Annotated in this window: 17 protein-coding genes; 9 read left to right on the top strand and 8 right to left on the bottom strand. The window is 67.4% G+C overall.

Features of this window, described 5'->3' with window-relative positions; all coding sequences use genetic code 11:
* The first annotated feature begins 204 nt into the window (after positions 1 to 204).
* Genes Q9K23_RS09730 through Q9K23_RS09750 form a run of 5 tightly spaced genes read left to right on the top strand, consistent with a single transcriptional unit; the run spans position 205 to position 8,135 of the window.
* The gene (locus tag Q9K23_RS09730) at positions 205 to 3,918 is read left to right on the top strand and encodes a nitrate reductase subunit alpha (RefSeq protein ID WP_053777423.1); all 3,714 of its coding nucleotides are present in this window, start codon (positions 205 to 207) and stop codon (positions 3,916 to 3,918) included.
* Positions 3,918 to 5,582 (top strand): nitrate reductase subunit beta, encoded by a 1,665-nt coding sequence (gene narH / locus Q9K23_RS09735; RefSeq protein ID WP_053777424.1) that lies wholly within the window; start codon positions 3,918 to 3,920, stop codon positions 5,580 to 5,582. The genes Q9K23_RS09730 and narH overlap by 1 nt, the downstream gene beginning before the upstream one ends.
* The gene (gene narJ / locus Q9K23_RS09740; RefSeq protein WP_082365903.1) at positions 5,579 to 6,190 is read left to right on the top strand and encodes a nitrate reductase molybdenum cofactor assembly chaperone; all 612 of its coding nucleotides are present in this window, start codon (positions 5,579 to 5,581) and stop codon (positions 6,188 to 6,190) included. The genes narH and narJ overlap by 4 nt, the downstream gene beginning before the upstream one ends.
* A complete protein-coding gene (gene narI / locus Q9K23_RS09745; RefSeq protein WP_020789880.1) occupies positions 6,187 to 6,936 on the top strand; it encodes a respiratory nitrate reductase subunit gamma in 750 nt (249 codons plus the stop codon). The genes narJ and narI overlap by 4 nt, the downstream gene beginning before the upstream one ends.
* Entirely contained in the window at positions 6,933 to 8,135 is a 1,203-nt protein-coding gene (locus Q9K23_RS09750; protein WP_020789876.1) for an MFS transporter, read from the top strand. Before narI ends, Q9K23_RS09750 begins: the two co-directional genes overlap by 4 nt.
* Here the strand turns inward: Q9K23_RS09750 and Q9K23_RS09755 are convergent.
* From Q9K23_RS09755 to Q9K23_RS09770, 4 genes are all read right to left on the bottom strand, one after another.
* A complete protein-coding gene (locus tag Q9K23_RS09755) occupies positions 8,107 to 9,585 on the bottom strand; it encodes a DHA2 family efflux MFS transporter permease subunit (RefSeq protein WP_053777425.1) in 1,479 nt (492 codons plus the stop codon). The two genes, Q9K23_RS09750 and Q9K23_RS09755, sit on opposite strands and share 29 nt — an antisense overlap.
* A gap of 13 nt (positions 9,586 to 9,598) precedes the next feature.
* Positions 9,599 to 11,122 carry a catalase gene (locus Q9K23_RS09760; RefSeq protein WP_020790138.1) on the bottom strand — a complete coding sequence of 508 codons (1,524 nt, stop codon included), beginning with the start codon at positions 11,120 to 11,122 and terminating at the stop codon, positions 9,599 to 9,601.
* Between the two features lie 291 nt (positions 11,123 to 11,413).
* On the bottom strand, positions 11,414 to 12,076 hold the full coding sequence (locus Q9K23_RS09765; protein WP_020790137.1) for a nitroreductase family protein: 663 nt from the start codon (positions 12,074 to 12,076) through the stop codon (positions 11,414 to 11,416).
* A gap of 169 nt (positions 12,077 to 12,245) precedes the next feature.
* On the bottom strand, positions 12,246 to 13,076 hold the full coding sequence (locus tag Q9K23_RS09770; RefSeq protein WP_053777426.1) for a glycosyltransferase family 2 protein: 831 nt from the start codon (positions 13,074 to 13,076) through the stop codon (positions 12,246 to 12,248).
* Positions 13,077 to 13,125: 49 nt separating this feature from the next.
* Here Q9K23_RS09770 and Q9K23_RS09775 point away from each other — a divergent pair, with 49 nt between their 5' ends.
* Complete coding sequence (locus Q9K23_RS09775) at positions 13,126 to 13,830, top strand: glycosyltransferase family 2 protein (protein WP_020790732.1); 705 nt, start codon at positions 13,126 to 13,128, stop codon at positions 13,828 to 13,830.
* Between the two features lie 5 nt (positions 13,831 to 13,835).
* Positions 13,836 to 14,237: a DUF2304 domain-containing protein gene (locus Q9K23_RS09780; RefSeq protein ID WP_053777492.1), complete on the top strand. Its 402-nt coding sequence runs from the start codon at positions 13,836 to 13,838 to the stop codon at positions 14,235 to 14,237.
* 33 nt (positions 14,238 to 14,270) lie between these two features.
* On the opposite strand, the gene rfbC is transcribed toward Q9K23_RS09780, so the two are convergent.
* The gene (rfbC, locus tag Q9K23_RS09785; RefSeq protein WP_020790729.1) at positions 14,271 to 14,885 is read right to left on the bottom strand and encodes a dTDP-4-dehydrorhamnose 3,5-epimerase; all 615 of its coding nucleotides are present in this window, start codon (positions 14,883 to 14,885) and stop codon (positions 14,271 to 14,273) included.
* 29 nt (positions 14,886 to 14,914) lie between these two features.
* Positions 14,915 to 15,790, bottom strand: a complete 876-nt coding sequence (rfbA, locus tag Q9K23_RS09790) for a glucose-1-phosphate thymidylyltransferase RfbA (protein WP_020790734.1) — start codon at positions 15,788 to 15,790, stop codon at positions 14,915 to 14,917.
* Positions 15,791 to 15,879: 89 nt separating this feature from the next.
* On the opposite strand from rfbA, the gene rfbB reads away from it, so the two are divergent.
* Complete coding sequence (rfbB, locus tag Q9K23_RS09795; RefSeq protein ID WP_020790731.1) at positions 15,880 to 16,884, top strand: dTDP-glucose 4,6-dehydratase; 1,005 nt, start codon at positions 15,880 to 15,882, stop codon at positions 16,882 to 16,884.
* Between the two features lie 34 nt (positions 16,885 to 16,918).
* Here the strand turns inward: rfbB and Q9K23_RS09800 are convergent, their stop codons facing one another.
* On the bottom strand, positions 16,919 to 17,800 hold the full coding sequence (locus Q9K23_RS09800; RefSeq protein ID WP_305950489.1) for an alpha/beta fold hydrolase: 882 nt from the start codon (positions 17,798 to 17,800) through the stop codon (positions 16,919 to 16,921).
* A gap of 124 nt (positions 17,801 to 17,924) precedes the next feature.
* On the opposite strand from Q9K23_RS09800, the gene galE reads away from it, so the two are divergent.
* Positions 17,925 to 18,941 carry a UDP-glucose 4-epimerase GalE gene (galE, locus tag Q9K23_RS09805; protein ID WP_053777493.1) on the top strand — a complete coding sequence of 339 codons (1,017 nt, stop codon included), beginning with the start codon at positions 17,925 to 17,927 and terminating at the stop codon, positions 18,939 to 18,941.
* Positions 18,942 to 18,980: 39 nt separating this feature from the next.
* On the opposite strand, the gene Q9K23_RS09810 is transcribed toward galE, so the two are convergent.
* A complete protein-coding gene (locus tag Q9K23_RS09810) occupies positions 18,981 to 21,002 on the bottom strand; it encodes a DUF6541 family protein (protein ID WP_053777428.1) in 2,022 nt (673 codons plus the stop codon).
* Positions 21,003 to 21,006: the final 4 nt, after the last annotated feature.

Raw genomic sequence — 21,006 nt, forward strand, 5'->3', positions numbered from 1 at the left:
ACAATGAGGAATATCCCATGTGAAATTCGCGTATTCCATACCGTCGATCGCGGATTTCGGCGAATCGGTAATTCGGTGATCAATTCCGCACCGGCACACGTTCACCCGCCATTCATGGAATTCATTGGATAGGCAAACCTGAGCTATTGTGCATTTCGTCCGATTACCCGCCACCGAATCGGCATGCGCCGTAGGGTGAGGCCCATGGCCGGATCACCGGACGTACAGGGCCCTGCGGCCTCCTCGCTGCTGAACGTCGGCAGATTCTTCACCCGCTGGGATGAAACCGCCGACGAGCGAGTGGTTTTCCGCAACGGGGGGCGTGCCGGCGATGTGTTCTACCGCGACCGCTGGAGTCACGACAAGATCGTGCGATCGACCCACGGGGTCAATTGCACCGGTTCATGTTCGTGGAAGGTCTACGTCAAAGACGGCATCATCACGTGGGAGACCCAGGAGACCGATTACCCGTCGGTCGGCCCCGACCGCCCCGAATACGAACCGCGCGGATGCCCGCGCGGCGCGGCATTCTCCTGGTACACCTACTCCCCCACCCGCGTGCGTCACCCGTACGCGCGCGGGGTCCTCGTCGAGATGTACCGGGCGGCCAAAGAAAAACTCGGCGACCCGGTTCTGGCGTGGGGCGACGTGGTCGGCGACCCGGTGCGTCGTCGCGCCTATCAGCAGGCCCGCGGCAAGGGCGGCCTGATCCGGGTCAGCTGGGACGAGGCCGTCGAGATCGCCGCCGCGGCCCACGTCCACACGATCAAGACCCACGGCCCCGACCGCTGCGCCGGATTCTCCCCGATCCCGGCCATGTCGATGGTGAGCCATTGCGTCGGAACGCGATTCATCCAGCTCATCGGCGGAGTGATGACGTCGTTCTACGACTGGTACGCCGACCTGCCGGTCGCGAGTCCCCAGGTGTTCGGCGACCAGACCGACGTCCCCGAATCCGGTGACTGGTGGGATGCGAGTTATCTGATGATGTGGGGATCGAATGTCCCGGTCACCCGCACCCCCGACGCCCACTGGATGGCCGAGGTCCGCTATCGCGGCACCAAGATCGTGACCGTCAGCCCCGATTACGCCGACAACACCAAGTTCGCCGACGAATGGCTGCCCGCGCAGGCCGGTACCGACGCCGCCCTCGCCATGGCGATGGGCCATGTCATCCTCTCGGAGTTCTTCGTCGCCCGCGACACCCCGTTCTTCACCGACTACGTCCGCACCTACACCGACCTGCCGTTCCTGATCCATCTCGACCAGACCGACGCCGGTTGGGTGCCGGGCAAGTTCGTCACCGCCGACGAGACCGGACTCCCGGGCGCCGATGCGACCGGCGACGACGCCCTGTGGAAGACGGTGCTGCTCGACGAGCAGACCGGGATGCCGGTGATCCCCAACGGTTCCATGGGTTTTCGCTACTCCGAATCAGGTGAGGGGCGCTGGAATCTCGATCTCGAGGGGGTCACACCGGCGCTGTCGCTGTACGGCCGCGCCGACGCGGAGTCGGTGCCGATCTCGCTCCCGGCGTTCGACGCCCCCGACGGCAGCGGATCGGTGCTGCACCGCGGGGTCCCCGCCGTCCGCGTCAACGGACATCTGGTGACCACGGTCTTCGACCTGATGCTCGCCCAGTACGGCGTCGGCCGCGACGGCCTACACGGCGACTGGGCGTCGGGCTACGACGACGCCGACACCCCCTACACCCCGGCCTGGCAGTCCGAGATCACCGGCGTCCCGGCGACGGCGGCGATCCGGATCGCCCGCGAATTCGCCGACAACGCAGCCGAATCCGGCGGCCGTTCGATGATCATCATGGGTGCCGGGATCTGCCAGTGGTTCCACGGCGACGCCACCTACCGGGCCATCCTGTCGCTGCTGATCCTCACCGGCAGCATGGGCCGCAACGGCGGCGGCTGGGCCCACTACGTCGGACAGGAGAAGTGCCGCCCGATCACCGGCTGGATCTCGCTGGCCAACGCCCTGGACTGGTCCCGCCCGCCACGCACCATGACCGGGACGTCGTACTGGTACATGCACACCGACCAGTGGCGCAACGACGGCTACTCCGCGGCATCGCTGGCCTCGCCGCTGGCCCGCGGCACCCTCACCCACGAACACACCGCCGACGCGATCGCCCAGTCCGCACGCCTGGGCTGGATGCCGTTCTATCCGCAGTTCGACCGCAACCCGCTCGACATCGCCGACGAGGTGACCGCCGCCGTGGGTTCCGGTGCGGCCACCGACGTCCCGAGCGAGGTGGCCGCGCGACTCGTCGACGGACGGCTGACCCCGGCGATCACCGACATCGACGCCCCGGAGAACTGGCCGCGGACCCTGGTGCTGTGGCGGTCGAACCTGCTCGGATCGTCGGCGAAGGGCAACGAGTACTTCCTGCGGCACCTGCTGGGTACCCACCACAACGTGCTGGGGACCGAGAACCCCGAGACGCCACGGCCATCCGAGGTGATCTGGCGCGACCAGGCCCCGGAGGGCAAACTCGACCTGTTGCTGTCGGCGGACTTCCGGATGACCTCCACCACGCTGCTCTCGGATGTGGTCCTGCCGGCCGCCACCTGGTACGAGAAGCACGACCTCTCCTCCACCGACATGCATCCCTTCGTTCATGCCTTCTCCCCGGCCATCACCCCACCGTGGGAGGCGAAGTCGGATTTCGACCTGTTCCATCTGCTCGCCCGCAAGCTCTCCGAGCTCGCCCGCACCCATCTCGGAGTCCGCAAGGACCTGGTGAGTGTGCCGCTCCAGCACGACACACCCGGCGAGACCGCACAACCGCATGGGCGGGTGCGCGATTGGCGCGACCCCGACATCCCGGCGGTAGCCGGCAAGAACATGGGGGTGTTCAGCGTCGTCGAGCGCGACTACACCGCGATCGCCGACAAACTTGCCGCGATCGGGCCACTCGCCGACACACTCGGCTTCACGGTCAAGAACGTCACCTTCGACCTGACCGAGGCCACAACGCAGCTGGCCGGGACCAACGGGGTGATGCTCGGCGGTGCCGGCGACGGCCGGCCGGCGATCGACACCGATGCCAAACTCGCCGAGGCCATCCTGACGTTGTCGGGAACCACCAACGGCGCGTTGGCCGTCGACGGATTCGAGAAACTCGGACGCCGCGTCGGCAAGCAGCTCACCGACCTCGCGATCGGCGCCGAGGACAAACGCATCACCTTCGCCGACACCCAGCGCGCACCGGTCCCGGTGATCACCTCACCGGAGTGGTCGGGATCGGAGACCGGTGGTCGCCGCTACGCCCCGTTCACCACCAACATCGAGCGGCTCAAACCCTTCCACACCCTCAGCGGCCGAATGCACTTCTACCTCGATCACGACTGGATGATCGACCTCGGCGAGGCCTTGCCGATCTATCGTCCGCCGCTGGACATGCACCGGCTGTTCGGGGAACCCAAGTTGGGACCCGACGGCGCACAGCAGGTCACGGTGCGTTACCTGACACCCCATTCCAAATGGTCCATCCACTCCGAGTACCAGGACAACCTGTTCATGCTGTCGCTCTCGCGGGGCGGGCCCACCGCCTGGCTCAGTCCCGCCGATGCCGCCGCGATCGGGGTGTCCGACAACGAGTGGATCGAATGCGTCAACGCCAACGGGGTCCTGGTGTGCCGGGCGATCGTGAGTCACCGTATGCCCGAGGGCGTCTGCTACGTCTACCACGCGCAGGAACGCACCATCGACGTACCGAAGTCGGAGGCCACCGGACGCCGCGGCGGCATCCACAACTCCGTCACCCGGCTGCTGGTGAAGCCGACCCACCTGATCGGCGGGTATGCCCAGTTGTCGTATGCCTTCAACTATCTCGGTCCGGCCGGCAACCAGCGTGACATGGTGTCGAGCATTCGCAGGCGCAGCCAGGAGGTGACCTACTGATGCGAGTGATGGCGCAGGTCGGGATGGTGATGAACCTCGACAAGTGCATCGGCTGCCACACCTGCTCGGTGACGTGCAAACAGGCGTGGACCAACCGTTCCGGTACCGAGTACGTCTGGTTCAACAACGTCGAAACCCGCCCTGGACAAGGATATCCACGACGATACGAGGACCAGGAACGCTGGCGCGGCGGATGGCGGCTCAACCGCCGCGGCAAGCTGCGGCTGCGTACCGGCGGGCGGCTGCAGAAGCTGCTCACCATCTTCGCCAGCCCGGTGCAGCCCACCATCTCCGACTACTACGAGCCCTGGACCTACGACTATCAGACGCTGGTCGAGGCGCCACTCGGCGACGACTTCCCCGTCGCCCGACCCAAGTCGCTGCTGACCGGCGAGGACACCAAGGTCACCTGGTCGGCCAACTGGGACGACAACCTCGGCGGTGCAACCGAATACGGCGATCTCGACCCCGTCGTCGCCAAGCTTCGGCAGGAGTCGTCCGACGCGGTGACGTTCAGCTTCGAGCAGACCTTCATGTTCTATCTGCCGCGGATCTGCGAGCACTGCCTCAATCCGTCGTGTATGGCGTCGTGCCCGTCCGGGGCGATCTACAAACGCGCCGAGGACGGGATCGTGCTGGTGGATCAGGACCGCTGCCGCGGCTGGCGGCAGTGCATCACCGGATGTCCTTACAAGAAAATCTATTTCAACCACAAGTCGGGCAAGGCCGAGAAGTGCACGCTGTGCTATCCGCGGATCGAGGTGGGGCAACCGACGGTGTGCTCGGAGACCTGCGTCGGCCGCCTCCGCTACCTCGGTCTGTTCCTCTACGACGTCGACGCGGTGACCGCCGCGGCGTCGACCCCGGATCCGCAGGACCTGTATCAGGCACAACTGGACCTGCTGCTCGACCCGAACGACCCACAGGTCATCGCCGCGGCGCGCCGGGACGGCATCCCCGAGGACTGGCTCGATGCCGCACGCCGGTCGCCGATCTATGCGCTGGCCAAGGAGTTCCGGGTGGCGTTGCCGTTGCACCCGGAGTACCGCACCATGCCGATGGTCTGGTACGTCCCGCCGCTGTCGCCGATCGTGGACCTGCTCGCCGGCCAGGGCCACGACGCCGAGGACCACCGAAATCTGTTCGGCGCCATCGACACCCTCCGCATCCCGGTGGAGTACCTGGCCGAGCTGTTCACCGCCGGGGACACCGGCGTGATCGACACCGTGCTGCGGCGCCTCGCCGCGATGCGCTCCTACATGCGCGATGTGACCCTCGGGCGCGAGACCGACGCGACCATCCCGGCGTCGGTCGGGCTGTCGGAGGAGCAGATCTACCGGATGTACCGACTGATGGCACTCGCCAAATACGAAGAGCGCTATGTGATCCCCCCGGCGCACCTGGAGCAGGCGGAGAACCTCGACGAGATGGCCTGCTCCCTGGACTACGACGACGGGCCCGGGATGTTCGAGTCGGGGGCCTTCGGCGAGGCCAGTGGCCGGCCCGCCCCGGTGTCGGTGGAGACCTTCCACGCGCTGCGCCAACGCCAGACCAGCGATTCGGCGACCAGCGAGTCGGTGCTGGCCGGCCGCACCAACCTGCTGAACTGGGACGGCAACGGCGCGCCGGCCGGCCTGTTCCCGCGTCGTGAGGACCGATCATGAGGCTGCGGATGCGACGCCCCCTCACCACCACCGATCACCGCGTCGTCCACCAGGTGGCGTCATGGTGTCTGGGCTACCCGGATGACGCGCTGCTGGCGCGCCTTCCGCTACTCGACGCCGCACTGGCCGAACAGGATGACACCGAGGCCACCGATCTGCTGCGCGGCATGGTGCGACATCTCGCCCAGACACCGCCGGAGGTGTTGCGCCACGACTACATCGACCTGTTCGACCTGAATCGCAAACACACGCTGTACCTGACCTATTGGACCGACGGTGACACCCGACGCCGCGGTGAATCACTGGCCGCGATCAAACAGCTCTACCGCGATTCGGGTTTCGTCGTCGACCTCCACGGCGAACTGCCGGATCATCTCCCGATCATCCTGGAGTTCTGCGCCATCGCCGATCCCGAGCGCGGCACCGAACTGCTCCGGACACACCGACGGGCCCTCGAGTCGATCCGGCAGGCATTGACCGAGCGTGGCAGCCGCCATGCCGACGTCCTCACCGCGATCTGCTCCACCCTGCCTGCCGGGGAGGGCACGGGATTCGGGGTGCGTACCGAGATCCCCATCGAGGCAGTCGGTCTGGAGACGTTCCGATGAGCATCTTCCTGTGGGGAGTCCTGCCGTACATCACGCTGCTGACCGTCATCGGCGGCACCATCTGGCGCTACCGCTACGACAAGTTCGGCTGGACCACCCGCTCGTCGGAGCTGTACGAGTCGCGGCTGTTGCGATTCGCCTCCCCCCTGTTCCACTACGGCATCCTCGTGGTGATCGCCGGCCACGCCATCGGCCTGGTCATCCCCCAGTCGTGGACCGACGCCATCGGGATCTCGGAGACGATGTACCACTGGGGTGCAGCCGGTTTCGGGCTGATCGCCGCCGTCGCCACCCTGGTCGGCGTAGGTCTGCTGATCTATCGACGCCGCACCACCGGACCGGTGTTCATGGCGACCACCCGCAACGACAAACTCATGTACCTGGTGCTCGTCTGCGCCCTGGTGGCCGGCACCGTGATCACCGTGGTCGGCGCGGTCGACCCCCACGGTGAGGGGGTGAACTACCGGGAGACCGTCTCACCGTGGTTCCGGTCGGTCTTCTTCCTCCACCCCGACATCGACGCGATGTCGGCGGCGCCGTTACGGTTCCACATCCACGTGGTGATCGGCATGCTGCTGTTCTGCCTGGTGCCGTTCACCCGGCTGGTCCACATCTTCACCGCCCCACTGCACTACTTCTTCCGGCCCTACATCGTCTACCGCAGCCGTGACGTGGCGGCGGCGCCCGGAAACCGTCCGAGCCGACCGGGCTGGGCCCCGGTCGGAGTGAGGGATCGCGACCGATGACCACCGTGCCCACCACCCCCGTCGCCGTCTCCGCACGTGCGCAGTCGGTCAACCTGACCCTGGCGACCCTCGCCTTCACCGTCAGCTTCTGGGCATGGAACCTGATCGGGCCGTTGGGTATCCGGTACGCAGAGGACCTCGGGTTGTCGGCATCGCAGAAGTCGGTGCTGGTGGCCATCCCGATCCTGGTGGGTTCGGTGGGCCGAATCCTCACCGGCGCCCTCACCGACCGCTTCGGTGGCCGCACCATGTTCCCGATCCTGCTGATCGCGACAGTCCCGTTCGTCCTGCTGGTGGCGCTCGGCGGGTACCTCGACAGCTACTGGTTGCTGATCGCCGCCGGATTCTTCCTCGGGATCGGCGGCACCACCTTCGCCGTCGGCATCCCGTTCGTGAACTCCTGGTACGACCCGTCCCGACGCGGATTCGCCACCGGTGTCTTCGGCGCAGGTATGGGCGGGACCGCCCTCTCGGCGTACTTCACCCCACGATTCGTGTCGTGGTTCGGCTATGTCACCACGCATGTGATCATCGCGGTGGTGCTGGTGGTGGTCGCGCTGATCTGCCGCACCTGGATGCGGGATTCGCCACGCTGGGCGCCCAACCACGATCCGGTGGTACCGAAACTGGTTGCCGCGGCGAAACTCCCGGTGACGTGGCAGATGAGTTTCCTCTATGCCGCGGCATTCGGCGGATTCGTCGCGTTCTCCACCTACCTTCCGACCTATCTCAACGATGTGTACTCGCTGGACATCAAGGCCGCGGGCACACGCACCGCCGGATTCGCGATCGCCGCGGTCATCGCACGCCCCGTCGGCGGGGTACTCGCCGACCGGTTCGGACCGCGGCCGATCACACTGATCTCGTGTGGCGGTGCCGCGGTCCTGGCGATCTGGATGATGACCAAACCACCACTGGAACTGCCCGCCGGCGTCGACTTCGTCCTGATGGCGCTGTGCATGGGCCTCGGCTCCGGATCGGTGTTCACCTGGGTCGCGCAGGCAGCACCGGCCGAACGGGTCGGGTCGGTCACCGGGATCGTCGGTGCGGCAGGCGGTCTGGGCGGGTTCTTCCCACCGCTGGTGATGGGTGCGACCTATGACGCCGTCGACCACAGCTACACGATCGGGTTGGGCCTGCTCGTCGGATTCGCCGCGCTGGCAACACTGTTCACGGCATTCGGGATTCCCCGCCGCTGACCGGTCCGGTGCGGGTGACCGCATCCTGGCAGGCACTGTTCACCGCAGGCAGCACCTGCGGCCGGAAGCCCGCGCCCCGCCGGATGGTCGACGCCGCGACCACCCCACCGGCCGCACAGCACCCTGCCGCGATCCACATCGCGACACCGAAACCGGTGCCGAGCGGCTGCCCCGGTCCGACGTCGAGACCGGCAACGGCGGGCAGCACCGCAACCGCCACCAGTCCGGCCACGCGGGCGACGGCGTTGTTGACCCCCGACGCGGTACCGGCCCGGGCGTCGTCGACGGCACCGAGCGCCGCCGCGGTCAACGGGGCCACGGTGACCGCCATCCCCAGCCCGAACACCACCACCGCCGGGAACACAGCGCCGAGATAGCTCGCGCCCGGCGTCACGCGCGCCATCAGCGCCAGCCCGATGCCCGCGATCACCGGGCCCACCGTCATCGGGATGCGGGGACCGGTGCGTTGGGCCAGACGCCCGGAGACCGGCGATCCGAACAGCATGATGAGCGTGCTGGGGAACATCGCGGCACCGACCTCGAACGCCGAATAGCCCAGACTCTGCTGCAACTGCAGGGCCAGCAGGAACAGGGCACCGCCCAGCGCCGCATACACCAGCAGCGTGGTCAGGTTGGCCCCGCTGAACTGCCTCGACCGGAACAGTTGCCAGGGCAACAGCGGGGCGGACACACGCGTCTCGACGACGCCGAAGCCGATCAGGGCCACGATGCCGACGACTCCGGCCACGATCGTCGGGGACGACCAGCCGCGGCCCGGGCCCTCGATCAGCGCATAGACGACCCCGGCGAGTCCGAGTGTCATCATGGCCGCCCCGGCCACGTCGAGGCGTCCGTCCGCGTGATCTCTGGACTCGGGCACATGCCGCACCGCGATCGCGATGGCGGCAGCCGCGAGCGGGACGCCCAGGAAGAACACCCACCGCCAGGACACCGCGTCGACCAGCCACCCGCCGACGAAGGGCCCCAGTGCGCTGGTCGCACCCGACATCCCCGCCCACACGCCCACCGCACCGCCCCGGTCGTCCGGGCTGATCTCGGCGTTGATCAGGGCCAGGCTGCCGGGCACCACCGCGGCGGCCGCGACCCCCTGGACGAGTCGGGCCACGACGAGCCATTCGACACTGGGTGCCAGCCCGCAGCCGGCCGAGGCGACCGCGAACACCGCCAGGCCGCCGACGAAGATCGCACGCCGACCGTAACGATCACCGGCGACCCCGCCGACGAGCAGCAGCGCACCGAGGGTGAGCATGTAGCCGTCGAGGACCCACTGCTGGCCGCGGAGGTCGGTGTCGAGGTCATGGGCGATCGCCGGGAGTGCGACCGTCACCACGGTGCTGTCGAGGAACGCCACCCCGGAACCGAGCACGGCGGCCGCGATCAGCCACCGGCCCTGCGCGGACGCCGCCCGGATACCGGCGTCCGCGGTCATGGGCCGTCTGCGCTCACGCCTTCTCCTGCATCGACGACCGCGCCGGATTGCCCTGCTCGTCCTTCTTGGGATCGGGCTCGTCGGCCTTCGCCCGCACCCCCTGCTCGATCCGTGCCCCCACCCCCGCGTCGATCCGGCGCCAGTACTCGAACGCGCGACCGAGGACCGGCTCGCTCACACCGTTGAGCAGATGGCCGACGACGTTGTCCACCAACCGGTCTCGTGCGGCGTCGTCGAGAACGTCGCGCACCATGGTGCCGGCCTGCCCCCAGTCGTCGTCCTCCGGATGGTCGACGTAGGCGCTCCGCACGATCTGACCGTCGGCGGCCCACTGCGGCTCGGGTTGACCGGTGAATCCCGACGCCGACGGTCCGCCCTTCGAGTTGGGTGCGTAGACCGGGTCGGTGACCGGCGTGATCCGCATGGCACCGTCCTTGGAATAGCTGTGCACCGGACATCGCGGTGCGTTCACCGGGATCTGTTTGTAGTTGCCGCCCAACCGTGCCCGATGGGCGTCGGCGTAGCTGAACACCCGGGCGAGGAGCATCCGGTCCGGGCTGAACCCGATGCCGGGTACCACGTTGTTCGGTTCGAAGGCCGCCTGCTCGATCTGGGCGTGATTGTCGGTGGGGTTGGTGTGCAACGTCATCCGCCCCACCTCGTGCAGGGGATAGTCGCCGTGCGGCCACACCTTGGTCAGGTCGAACGGGTTGAACCGGTAGACGACCGCGTCGTCGTACGGCATCAGCTGGACCTTCAGTGTCCAACTCGGATGGTCTCCCGCGGCGATCGTCTCGAACAGGTCACGCGTGTGGAAATCGGTGTCGGCAGAGACCATCTGGTCGGCCTCGTCCTGGGTGAAGAACTCCACCCCCTGATCGGTGATGAAGTGGTACTTCACCCAGTGCTTCACCCCGGTGGCGTTGACCCACATATAGGTGTGTGAGCTGTAGCCGTTCATATGGCGCCATGTCTTGGGGATTCCGCGGTCACCCATCAACCAGGTGACCTGGTGTGCCGACTCCGGCGAGAGCGTCCAGAAGTCCCATTGCATGTCGTGATCGCGAAGATTGTTGTCGGCGCGGCGTTTCTGCGACCGGATGAAGTGCTGGAACTTCATCGGGTCCTTCATGAAGAACACCGGCGTGTTGTTCCCCACCATGTCGTAGATACCCTCGTCGGTGTAGAACTTGAGCGCGAATCCTCGTGGGTCACGCCAGGTGTCGGGACTCCCCCGCTCGCCGGCCACCGTGGAGAAGCGCGCCATCATGTCGGTCTTCACACCGGGTCGGAACACCGACGCGCACGTGTAGGCCGACACGTCCTGTGTCACCTCGAACGTCCCGAACGCCCCGCTGCCCTTTGCATGCGGCTGCCGTTCGGGAATGCGTTCGCGGTTGAACTGGGCCATCTGCTCGATCAGGTAGTGATCGTGCAGGACGATCGGCCCGGCCGGGCCCACCGTCAACGAGTGCTCGTCACTCCCTGCCGGAGCACCGGAATCGGTTGTGGTGTAGTAATTGTCGGGCTGTGTCATTCGTATCGTCTCCAACGCAGATTGATTCACGGGACCAGCGATCCCGCCGTCACCGCGTGACGCCTGAGGGTGCAGGCAGCGGTGCACCTGATTTTCAGCTCCGCCCCCGACTGTAGCCGTCCGAGCCGATTTCCGCCGCCGGCGCCCGGTGATACAGTGAATATTCTTCCACCAGAACGCATTCTCTTTCTTGCGAGTCCGATTCAGCCCGCTGCGAGCGGTGGTCGGGTGCGGGCCGACCACCGGAGGCGGTACGGACACGGGCGACGACTCGATATCGAGCCGGGCCGATCAGGTCAACGGCTCACCGTCGAAGCGTTCACGGGTGACGAAGTCGCGCACCTCGACCCGGCGCAGGCGGGTGAGTTGGCGGACCGGCCTGCCGAGCGGGATCACCGCGGTCAGTGCGTGAGAATCCGGTATTCCCAACAGTTCTCGCACGGCCGGCTCCTCGGCGACGGCCATACTGGTGATGGTCCCGCCGTATCCGCGGGAGCGGGCGGTGGTGAGGATGTTCCAGACGAGCGGATAGATCGATGCGCCACCGACGATCCCGATGCGATCGAGTCCCGAATCGGTGGTGGCGACCTTGCCGAGGTCCACCGCCGCCACCAGCACCACCGGAGCCGTCACGATCGAACTTACAAAACCGTCGACACCGGGAACCGCGGCGATCTCCTCGGGAGTCGCGGTGGTGGGCTGCAACGGATTCCACGGGTTCTCGCCCCTTCTGCGCTGTGCGAGGTAGCGTCGGGCGGCGGGTTTGCTCAGCTCCGCGAGACGCGCCTTGGTGTCGGCGTCACGAACGACGACGATGTGCGCACCCTGCCGATTTCCGCCGCTCGGGGCGAATCGGGCGGTGTCGAGGATGTCGACGAGCACGTCGTCGGGCACCGGGTCGTCGGTGAACTCGCGCGCTGCGAAGGTGGTGCGGATGACGTCGTCGAATTCCATCGTGACCTCTCATCGTCGGGTGCCGTGAGTCCCATCGTGCCCCCTCGGACCGGATCGTCTGCACACTCGGCGTGAAGAAGCGCCCGATGAACGCGATCGGGCGCCCGGTCAACGCGATCGAGCGCCCAGTCAACGAGATGGGGCGCCCGATCGGCGTGGTGCGGGCGGGTCAGGGAAGCAGTCGTGCGATGCGGGCGATGCCGTGGTGCAGACGTGACGTGGCATGCCAGCGGGCTGCCCGCGCGGCCCGGTCCCAGCCCAATGCGGCGCATCGGGCCGCCTCACCGTCGAAGAACGCGTTCTCCTCGGCGAAGCGGCGGCCGTCGACGGCCTGGACCGAGCTCACCGACTCGACGTGTCGGCGGTACCGGAACACCACCGTCGGGTCGTGGACCAGGCTGCCGCCGGCGGCGGTGAGGTCGACGAGCAGGGCGAGGTCGAGCACGATCTCCAGTCCGGGCCGGAACCCGACCTGCCGCACCGCGTCGGTGTTCCACAGCAGCGACGGGAAGTAGGTCCAGTTGCCGTGGTAGAGCCCGGCGGCCAGCCGCTCCCCCGACAGCACGCCGGCACGGCGCGGTGCGAGGACGGATTTGATGCGGTCGCCGAGCGGGCGGACCACGGCGTCGTCGGCGTCGATCACCTCCACACCCGGGGCGATCACCGCCGCATCCGGATTCTGCTCGGCGTGTCGTCGCACCGTGGCCAGATAGTCCGGGAGCATCACGTCGTCGCAGCCCATCACCACGAACCACCCGGCGGTGACGAGCTCCACACAGCGCCGGAAGTTGCCGTTGACCCCGAGATTGGTCTCGTTGCGCACGTACTCGACGCGCCCGTCACCCAACCCCGACAGCCATTCCCGCGGTTGCGGATCCGGATAGCAGTCGTCCACGACGACCAGCCGGAGGTCCGGATCGGACTGTGCGAGCACACTGCGCACAGATTGTCGGAACTGTCCGGGATCTCCGTAGTACGGCATCATCACGTCGATCGGCACCCGACCAGCCTAGAAGGTTGCTGTGGATCTCTGGGCTAGGGTTACGCCCATGACCGGCCCCGCGACGACCAACGAGGACGTCTGGCTGGTGATCCCCGTCTACAACGAGGCGCAGGTCATCGCCGACGTCGTCACCGAGGCTGCCGCGACGTTCCCGAACATCGTGTGCGTCGACGACGGCAGCCGCGACGACTCCGCGGCCCGCATCGCCGGCACCTCCGCACACCTCGTCCGCCATCCGGTGAACCTCGGGCAGGGTGCGGCGATCCAGACCGGTGTCGAGTATGCGCGGGCACAGCCCGGCGCCCGGTTCTTCGTCACCTTCGACGCCGACGGCCAGCACCGCGTCGACGATGTGGTGGCCATGATCGGGCGGCTGCGTACCGAACCCGTCGACATCATCGTGGGCACCCGGTTCGCCGAGGGACGCAGCGAATCGGTGCCACTGGTCCGCCGAATGGCCTTGCGTACCATCGTGTTCCTCAGTCCACGCACCCGCAGGCTGGGACTGACCGATGCGCACAACGGGTTACGCGCGTTCAACCGGACCGTCGCCGATCAGCTCGACCTGCTGATGAGCGGGATGAGCCACGCCTCGGAATTCGTGACCCTGATCGACCGCAACGGATGGCGGGTCGCCGAGCAGCCGGTCACCATCCTCTACACCGACTATTCGCGCGCCAAGGGGCAATCGTTGATCAACGGGGTGAACATCCTCGCCGACGGCATCTTCCACAGCACGGCGCGGAGGTGAGCGAGATGATCTGGTTCCAGATCCTGGCGATCGTCGGCATCCTCGCACTGGTCATGTTCTTCATCGTCAACCGCGGCACCGCCCGCGCCTCGGCCGGCGTGAAACTGCTGTTCGTCGCATTCGTCGCCTTCGGCCTGTACGCGATGTTCCGGCAGGACGACATCACCTGGCTGGCCAACCGGCTGGGTATCCAACGCGGCCTGGACCTGGTGCTGTTCCTGCTGGTGATCGCCTTCGCGTTCACCACCGTGTCGACCTATCTGCGGTTCCGCGACCTCGAGGTGCGCTACGCCCGACTCGCCCGGGCCATCGCACTGCAGAACGCGCAACCGACGATCAGAGGTACGGCGGCATCCGAGGATGCCGCGGCACCGGACGAGCACACCCCCGACGACCCGACCCGCTGAGACGGACCGGACGGCGGGACCCGACCGGCCACGTCAGGACAGGGTCTGCAAGAACTGCTTCACGTCGTCGAACTGCGGGAGCAGGCCGAGGTCGCGGGCCGCGAACAGTCCGGGGGCCTCGGTGTCCTTGGGTGAGAGCTCATAGGTCAGCGGCGATCCGTCACGCGCGGTGGTCGGCCACTCGATACCCAGCTGCGGGTCGAGTGGGTCGATGCCGTGCTCGCGGCCCGGGTTGTAGCCGGTGGAGCACAGGTAGGTGACCGTGGAACCGTCCTCGAGTGCACAGAACGCGTGACCGAGCCCCTCCGACAGGTACACCGCACGACGGTCGGCGTCGTCGAGCAAGACGGTGTCGTAGGTGCCGAAGGTCGGCGAACCGACGCGGATGTCGACGATCACGTCGAGGACCGCACCCTTGGGGCAGGTGACGTATTTGGCCTGGCCGGGCGGGACGTCGGCGAAATGCACGCCACGCAGCACACCGGCCGCCGACACCGACAGGTTGACCTGCGCGAGATCGAATCGGTGGCCGATGGTCTCGGAGATCACGTCCGCCTTGAACGCCTCGGTGAACAGGCCCCGGGCGTCACCGTGCAGCACCGGGGTGAACTCCCAGGCCCCGTCGATCGTCAGCGGTCGCACCTTCATCGTCCAACGTCTCCTTCGATCGTGAGTTTCTAGAAACCCTTGCCGCGGGCCAACAGTTCGAGCAGGTAGTCGCCGTAGCCGGACTTGCGCAGCGGCTCGGCACGCGCGGCGAGCTCGTCGTCGTCGATGAACCCGTGCCGCCAGGCGATCTCCTCGGGGACCGCGATCTTGAGGCCCTGCCGCTGTTCGACGGTGCGCACGAAGTTCCCGGCGTCCAGCAACGAGTCGAACGTACCGGTATCCAGCCATGCCGTGCCACGCGGAAGGACGGTGACCTTCAACCGGCCCTGCGCCAGATAGTGGGCGTTGATGTCGGTGATCTCGTATTCGCCACGCGCACTTGGCTTCAGGCCACGGGCGATCTCGATCACCTCGTTGTCGTAGAAATACAGTCCGGGTACCGCATAGTGAGACCTCGGATTCTCCGGCTTCTCCTCCAACGACACCGCGGTGCCGTGCTCGTCGAAGTCGACGACGCCGTACGCACTCGGATCGGCCACCCGGTAGGCGAAGATCGCGCCGCCGTCGATCCCGCCGAAACCCTGCAACTGGGTACCCAGTCCGGGACCGTAGAAGATGTTGTCGCCCAGCACCAGAGCCACCGAGTCGGTACCGATGTGGAAGGCGCCGAGGGTGAACGCCTGCGCCAGACCGTCCGGCGAATCCTGCGTGCGGTAGGTCAGGGAGATACCGAATCGCGTTCCGTCACCGAGCAACCCGCGAAAGGCGGCGGCGTCGTTCGGCGTGGTGATGATCAGGATGTCGCGGATGCCGGCGAGCATCAACGTCGACAACGGGTAATAGATCATCGGCTTGTCGTAGACCGGGACGAGCTGTTTGCTCACACCCTGTGTGATCGGGTGCAGGCGGCTGCCGGTGCCCCCGGCCAGGATGATCCCGCGCATGGCTCACCAGCCTAGCGGCTGCCGCACCCGACGCGGCGAGTCCGACGTCGGTAGACTTCCCGCCGTCGACGACAGGAGGAGATCCGACAATGCGCGTCCTGGTCACCGGCGGTGCCGGCTTCATCGGTGCGAACTTCGTGTTGCGTACCGCGGCCCGCCGCCCCGAGGTGCGTATACGCGTCCTCGACAAGCTCACCTATGCCGCCAATCCGGCGACCCTGGCCTCGGTGGCCGACACCGTCGAACTGGTCCAGGGCGACATCGCCGACGCCGAACTCGTCGACTCACTGGTCGCCGACTCGGACCTGGTGGTGCATTTCGCCGCCGAGTCGCACAACGACAACTCGCTGTCGGACCCGTCGGCGTTCGTCCAGACCAACCTGGTCGGCACCTACACGCTCCTCGAGGCGGTCCGCCGCCATCAGGTGCGGTTCCACCACATCAGCACCGACGAGGTGTACGGCGACCTCGAGCTCGACGACCCGGCACGATTCACCGAGCACACCCCGTACAACCCGTCGAGCCCGTACAGCTCCACCAAGGCCGGCAGCGACCTGCTGGTACGCGCCTGGGTGCGGTCGTTCCAGGTGCCCGCGACGATCTCCAACTGCTCCAACAACTATGGGCCGTACCAGCATGTGGAGAAGTTCATCCCGCGGCAGATCACCAACGTGCTGTCGGGGGTGCGGCCGCGGCTGTACGGCGACGGGCGCAATGTGCGCGACTGGATTCACGTCGACGACCACAACGACGCGGTGTGGACGATCATCGAGAAGGGCACCATCGGCGAGACGTACCTGATCGGCGCCGACGGCGAGGTGGACAACCGCACCGTCGTCGAGACGATCCTGGAACTGCTCGGCCGGCCCCGCGATGCCTTCGACTTCGTCACCGACCGCCCGGGCCACGACCGCCGCTACGCCATCGACTCGACCCGTCTGCGGACCGAACTCGGCTGGCAGCCGCAGTATGTGGACTTCCGGTCCGGGCTGTCGGCGACCATCGACTGGTACCGCGAGCACGAGTCGTGGTGGCAGACCGCCAAGGACGCCGCCGAGCAGAAGTATGCGGTCACCGAGAAGGTGCTGGGCTGAACCCCGCGTCCGGTCGCGGCTCGACGGTGACGGCTCACACCGGGACCGTGCGCTGCAGGAACGCGATCTGATCGGCGACCACCCGCTCGAACCCGTCGTCGACGTAGATGTCGAAGTGCCCGTCGGGATAGCGGTTGAGCGTCACCATCGGTGAAGCCTCCGCCGCGGTGATCGTCGGGCCGGCCGGGGCCACGGTGTCGCGGTCGCACACGCAGATCAGGGTGGGGACCCGGAGCCGGCGGATCGACCGGACCGGGTGATACAGCGGCAGGGTCAGCGCCACGCGCGCGGTCACCGCGTTGGTGAACTCGGCGTCGTCGGGGACCAGCCGCAGATAGCCGGACTCGGCGTCGGCGGCGGTCATCAGCGCGGCATCGTGCGCACGTCCGACCAGCCCCACCCGCACCGGTGGACGACGCAGCAGTGCGGCGCCGGCGTCGGCGAGCCCGAGCGCGGTGACCTTGACCGCCCCGGCCCGATCCAGGGCCCGCAGCGATGCGAGTCCGCTGGTGAACGGACATTGGGCGATCACCGCGGCCAGCTCCGGGTGCCGGGCGCCGATGACCAGCGCGTGACCGGCACCGAATGAGGTTCCCCAGATGACGATGCGAGCGGTGTCGACGTCGGGCAGGGTGCGGGTGAAGGTGATCGCGGCGTCCCAGTCGGCCAGCTGCCGGCGGATGGACAGCAGCTCCCGTGGGCGGCCGCCGCTGTCACCGAAGTGGCGATAGTCGAACACCAGGCATGCATATCCGGCGGCGGTGAACCGTTCGGCGAAGGCGTCCAGCCGCATCCGGCGGGTCGCACCGAGCCCGTGCGCCATCACGATGACCGGCGGGTTCGGCGAGTCGGGCCGGTACAGCCAGGCCCGACAGGTCACTCCCGACGATGCGAACTCGACATCGGACCTCTTCATGGTTGACTCCCTGCACGCAGATGGTGCCACCGGCCATTGTCACGGTATCGGACACCGATCGGTGCGGTCCAGCCCACAGGACCCGAACAGGAACAATTCAGACAGGGCGAATACCGTGGTCGGCATGCGCGTACTCGTGAGTGGTGGAGCCGGATACATCGGATCACACACCGTGATCAGGCTGGTGCAGGCCGGACACGACGTGGTGGTGGTCGACGATTTCAGCAATTCCAAGCCGACGGTGATCGCCCGGCTCGAGGGTCTGACCGGCATCCGCATCCCGGTACACGTCGTCGACCTGACCGACGTCGACAAGACCGAGCAGGTCTTCGCACACGAGCAGATCGACGCGGTGATCCACTTTGCCGGGTTCAAGGCGGTCGGCGAGTCGGTGGCCAAGCCGCTCGAGTACTACCAGAACAACCTCGACAGCACCTTCTCGCTGCTGCGCGCGATGCGCCGCCACGGCGTGCACACGCTGGTGTTCTCGTCGTCGGCGACGGTGTACGGCGCCGAACCGGTGCTGCCGATGACCGAGGACTCACCGACGTCGGCGACCAACCCGTACGGCTGGACCAAGGTGATGATCGAGCAGGTCCTGCGCGACGTCGCCGCCAGCGACGATGCCCTGCGGATCGCCGCGCTGCGCTACTTCAACCCGGTGGGCGCGCACCCGAGCGGACAGATCGGCGAGGACCCCAGCGGCATCCCGAACAACCTCATGCCTTTCGTCGCGCAGGTCGCGGTGGGGCGTCGGGAGTCGTTGTCGGTGTTCGGTGACGACTACCCCACCCCCGACGGAACCGGTGTCCGTGACTACATCCACGTCGACGACCTCGCCGCCGGGCATGTCGCGGCACTGGAACGGCTCGTCGCCGTCGATCCCGGGTTGTCGGTGTGGAATCTCGGCACCGGCAAGGGTGTCTCGGTGCTCGAGGTGATCAAGGCCTTCGAGCGTGCCAGCGGCCGGGACATCCCGTATCAGATCGCACCGCGGCGGGCCGGCGACATCGCCGCGTCGTATGCCGACCCCACTCGGGCGAACACCGAATTGGGTTGGTACGCAACCAAGACCATCGACGACATGTGCGCCGACACCTGGCGCTGGCAATCGTGTAACCCGAACGGCTACCCGGACTGAGTTGTCGGGGTCGAGCGGCAACGGGCGCGGCTGCCGAGGTCAGCCGGCGGGCTGCGTCTCCTGCGGCAAAGTGACCCGATAGACCGTCGCCGAGCCCTGCCGGAACACCTCGGTGAGGCCGGGGGCACCGTTGCGACGCAACGCGAGGAACGGATCACCCTGGTGACCGTGCGCGGGATCGGGGGCACCGTGCTGGAATCCCCAGTAGCTCGGCGGTGAATCGATCACGTACTGCACGTTCATGTCCCGCACGATCGCGTCGATGTGCGGGTCGGCACCGATCCGGTCCACACCCCAGAACAGGTCGCGCTGCCGCTCGGAGAAGTCGTTGGCCCGATAGAACGGGAACATCGGGGTCAGTCCGGTGACCGGATAGATCCACCCCGTGCCCTGATCGAGGTTGTTCATGATCAGCCCGTCGTGGGCCCCCGGCTGAGCGTCGAGCCAGGCGTAGGCGGCGAGATCGTCGGGTCCGATCCGGACCTCGTGCCGGTTCTTGCTGGCGATCAGCGCATTCGACGGATACCGCCACACCCCGGCACCGGCGACCAATGCCAGCAGGACGACGAACACCACCGGCCGCGTCCACGACCGGGCACCCCCGAACCGGTCGGCCACCCACACCCCGGCGACACCGACCGCCAGACCGGCGGCGGCCGCGGAGAACATCGCGGTGACGAACGTCAGACGATGCCCCGAGTTGTAGAAGTAGCCGCCGAGCGTGCCCAACGGCCCCGACAACGGCCCCAGCGCGACCACCGAGTTGGCGGTGAGCAGCACGAACACCGCCCACGCGGCGATCGCCGCCCAGCAGCGGGCCCAGATCATCACCACCAGACCGAGCACGGCGAGCCCCACCAGCCACCAGATGCGGTGCTCGCTGATCGGGACGGTGGCGTTGAACAGGGCCTGCGACACCGCCGTCCCCACCCCGGCGGTCTCGTCCCGGAACTCGAACCCCGACAGCTCGTTGTTGTCGGCGATGCGCATCGTCCCGTAGATCACCGGGAGGATCGCCACCAGGGCGAGGACACCGGTGAGCGCCAGGGCCCCGGCGTCGACGACACGCCCGTGCACCGGTCGCCACAGGGCCTGCACGAGCCACCACAGCCCGACGATGACGGCGATCAGGATCAGCCCCGACGGATGGGTCGCGGTGACGCCGGCGACGGCCAGGGCGGCGGGCAGGATCCGGCGACGGTCACCGACCGCGGAGATCGTCAGTACCGCGGCCACCGGCGCGAGGGACACACCCACCGCGTTGGGCACCGACGTCAACGACACCTCGACATAGGGCAGCGACGGGAACGGTGCTGCGATGGCCGCGGCGAGACCTGCGGCGTAGGCCGAGGTGGTGGTCGAGAATCGGTGCCGGGCACACCAATACGCCAGGGCCGCCACCCCGAGCGGAACGGTCACCGCCAGTGTCGCAGGCGAATACGTGTTGTAGAGCTCGACGGTGTTCGCGCTCGTCAGATCGAATTCCAGGGCGCCCAGGGCATGCCAGGTGTTCGGGTAGTAGTTGAAGCCGTGGGTGTCGTAGTTCATCAGCTCGCCCATACGCAGCGACGACCCGACACCGGTCTCGTGGATCCAGCGCAGAGAACTGGCGTGCCACAAAGCATCCCAGATCTGCGGGATGTTGTTCAGCCCGCCGGGTGCGGTCTGCACGAGCGGCCGGATACACGTGACGGCGATGATCACCCCGCCGAGCACCGGCCCCAGCGCGGCAATCCCGGCCGCACGCACACCGAGGGGCGGATCGTCGGATGTGTCCGGTTCGGTGTCAACGGATTTCGGAACCGCCCAGCGCCGAATCCCGGCATGGTAGATCCAGGCGACCGCGAACGCCCCCACCCACGCCAGCAGTGCGGTCACCGGGTTCCACTCGAAACCGATCGCACCGTAGACCACCGTGGCGATACCGACCACCGCCAATGTCAGCGGCGGACCGGCGACCAGCGCCACCGGCCACGACAGCGACATCCGGCGGCCGATCGCGGCCCCGGGGATCACCAGTAGCAGCGCGGTCACCACGCAAACCCATGCACCGAGAAGCATCGGG

It is taken from the genome of Gordonia sp. NB41Y, assembly GCF_030718915.1.
In the GTDB taxonomy this organism is placed as follows: Bacteria; Actinomycetota; Actinomycetes; order Mycobacteriales; family Mycobacteriaceae; genus Gordonia; species Gordonia desulfuricans.

Excerpts from the sequence above, each read along its gene's own strand:
- Q9K23_RS09730 (WP_053777423.1), top strand. The coding sequence starts at position 205 with ATGGCCGGATCACCGGACGTACAGGGCCCTGCGGCCTCCTCGCTGCTG.
- narH (WP_053777424.1), top strand. The coding sequence starts at position 3,918 with ATGCGAGTGATGGCGCAGGTCGGGATGGTGATGAACCTCGACAAGTGC.
- narJ (WP_082365903.1), top strand. The coding sequence starts at position 5,579 with ATGAGGCTGCGGATGCGACGCCCCCTCACCACCACCGATCACCGCGTC.
- narI (WP_020789880.1), top strand. The coding sequence starts at position 6,187 with ATGAGCATCTTCCTGTGGGGAGTCCTGCCGTACATCACGCTGCTGACC.
- Q9K23_RS09750 (WP_020789876.1), top strand. The coding sequence starts at position 6,933 with ATGACCACCGTGCCCACCACCCCCGTCGCCGTCTCCGCACGTGCGCAG.
- Q9K23_RS09755 (WP_053777425.1), bottom strand. The coding sequence starts at position 9,585 with ATGACCGCGGACGCCGGTATCCGGGCGGCGTCCGCGCAGGGCCGGTGG.
- Q9K23_RS09760 (WP_020790138.1), bottom strand. The coding sequence starts at position 11,122 with ATGACACAGCCCGACAATTACTACACCACAACCGATTCCGGTGCTCCG.
- Q9K23_RS09765 (WP_020790137.1), bottom strand. The coding sequence starts at position 12,076 with ATGGAATTCGACGACGTCATCCGCACCACCTTCGCAGCGCGCGAGTTC.
- Q9K23_RS09775 (WP_020790732.1), top strand. The coding sequence starts at position 13,126 with ATGACCGGCCCCGCGACGACCAACGAGGACGTCTGGCTGGTGATCCCC.
- Q9K23_RS09780 (WP_053777492.1), top strand. The coding sequence starts at position 13,836 with ATGATCTGGTTCCAGATCCTGGCGATCGTCGGCATCCTCGCACTGGTC.
- rfbC (WP_020790729.1), bottom strand. The coding sequence starts at position 14,885 with ATGAAGGTGCGACCGCTGACGATCGACGGGGCCTGGGAGTTCACCCCG.
- rfbA (WP_020790734.1), bottom strand. The coding sequence starts at position 15,790 with ATGCGCGGGATCATCCTGGCCGGGGGCACCGGCAGCCGCCTGCACCCG.
- rfbB (WP_020790731.1), top strand. The coding sequence starts at position 15,880 with ATGCGCGTCCTGGTCACCGGCGGTGCCGGCTTCATCGGTGCGAACTTC.
- Q9K23_RS09800 (WP_305950489.1), bottom strand. The coding sequence starts at position 17,800 with ATGAAGAGGTCCGATGTCGAGTTCGCATCGTCGGGAGTGACCTGTCGG.
- galE (WP_053777493.1), top strand. The coding sequence starts at position 17,925 with ATGCGCGTACTCGTGAGTGGTGGAGCCGGATACATCGGATCACACACC.
- Q9K23_RS09810 (WP_053777428.1), bottom strand. The coding sequence starts at position 21,002 with ATGCTTCTCGGTGCATGGGTTTGCGTGGTGACCGCGCTGCTACTGGTG.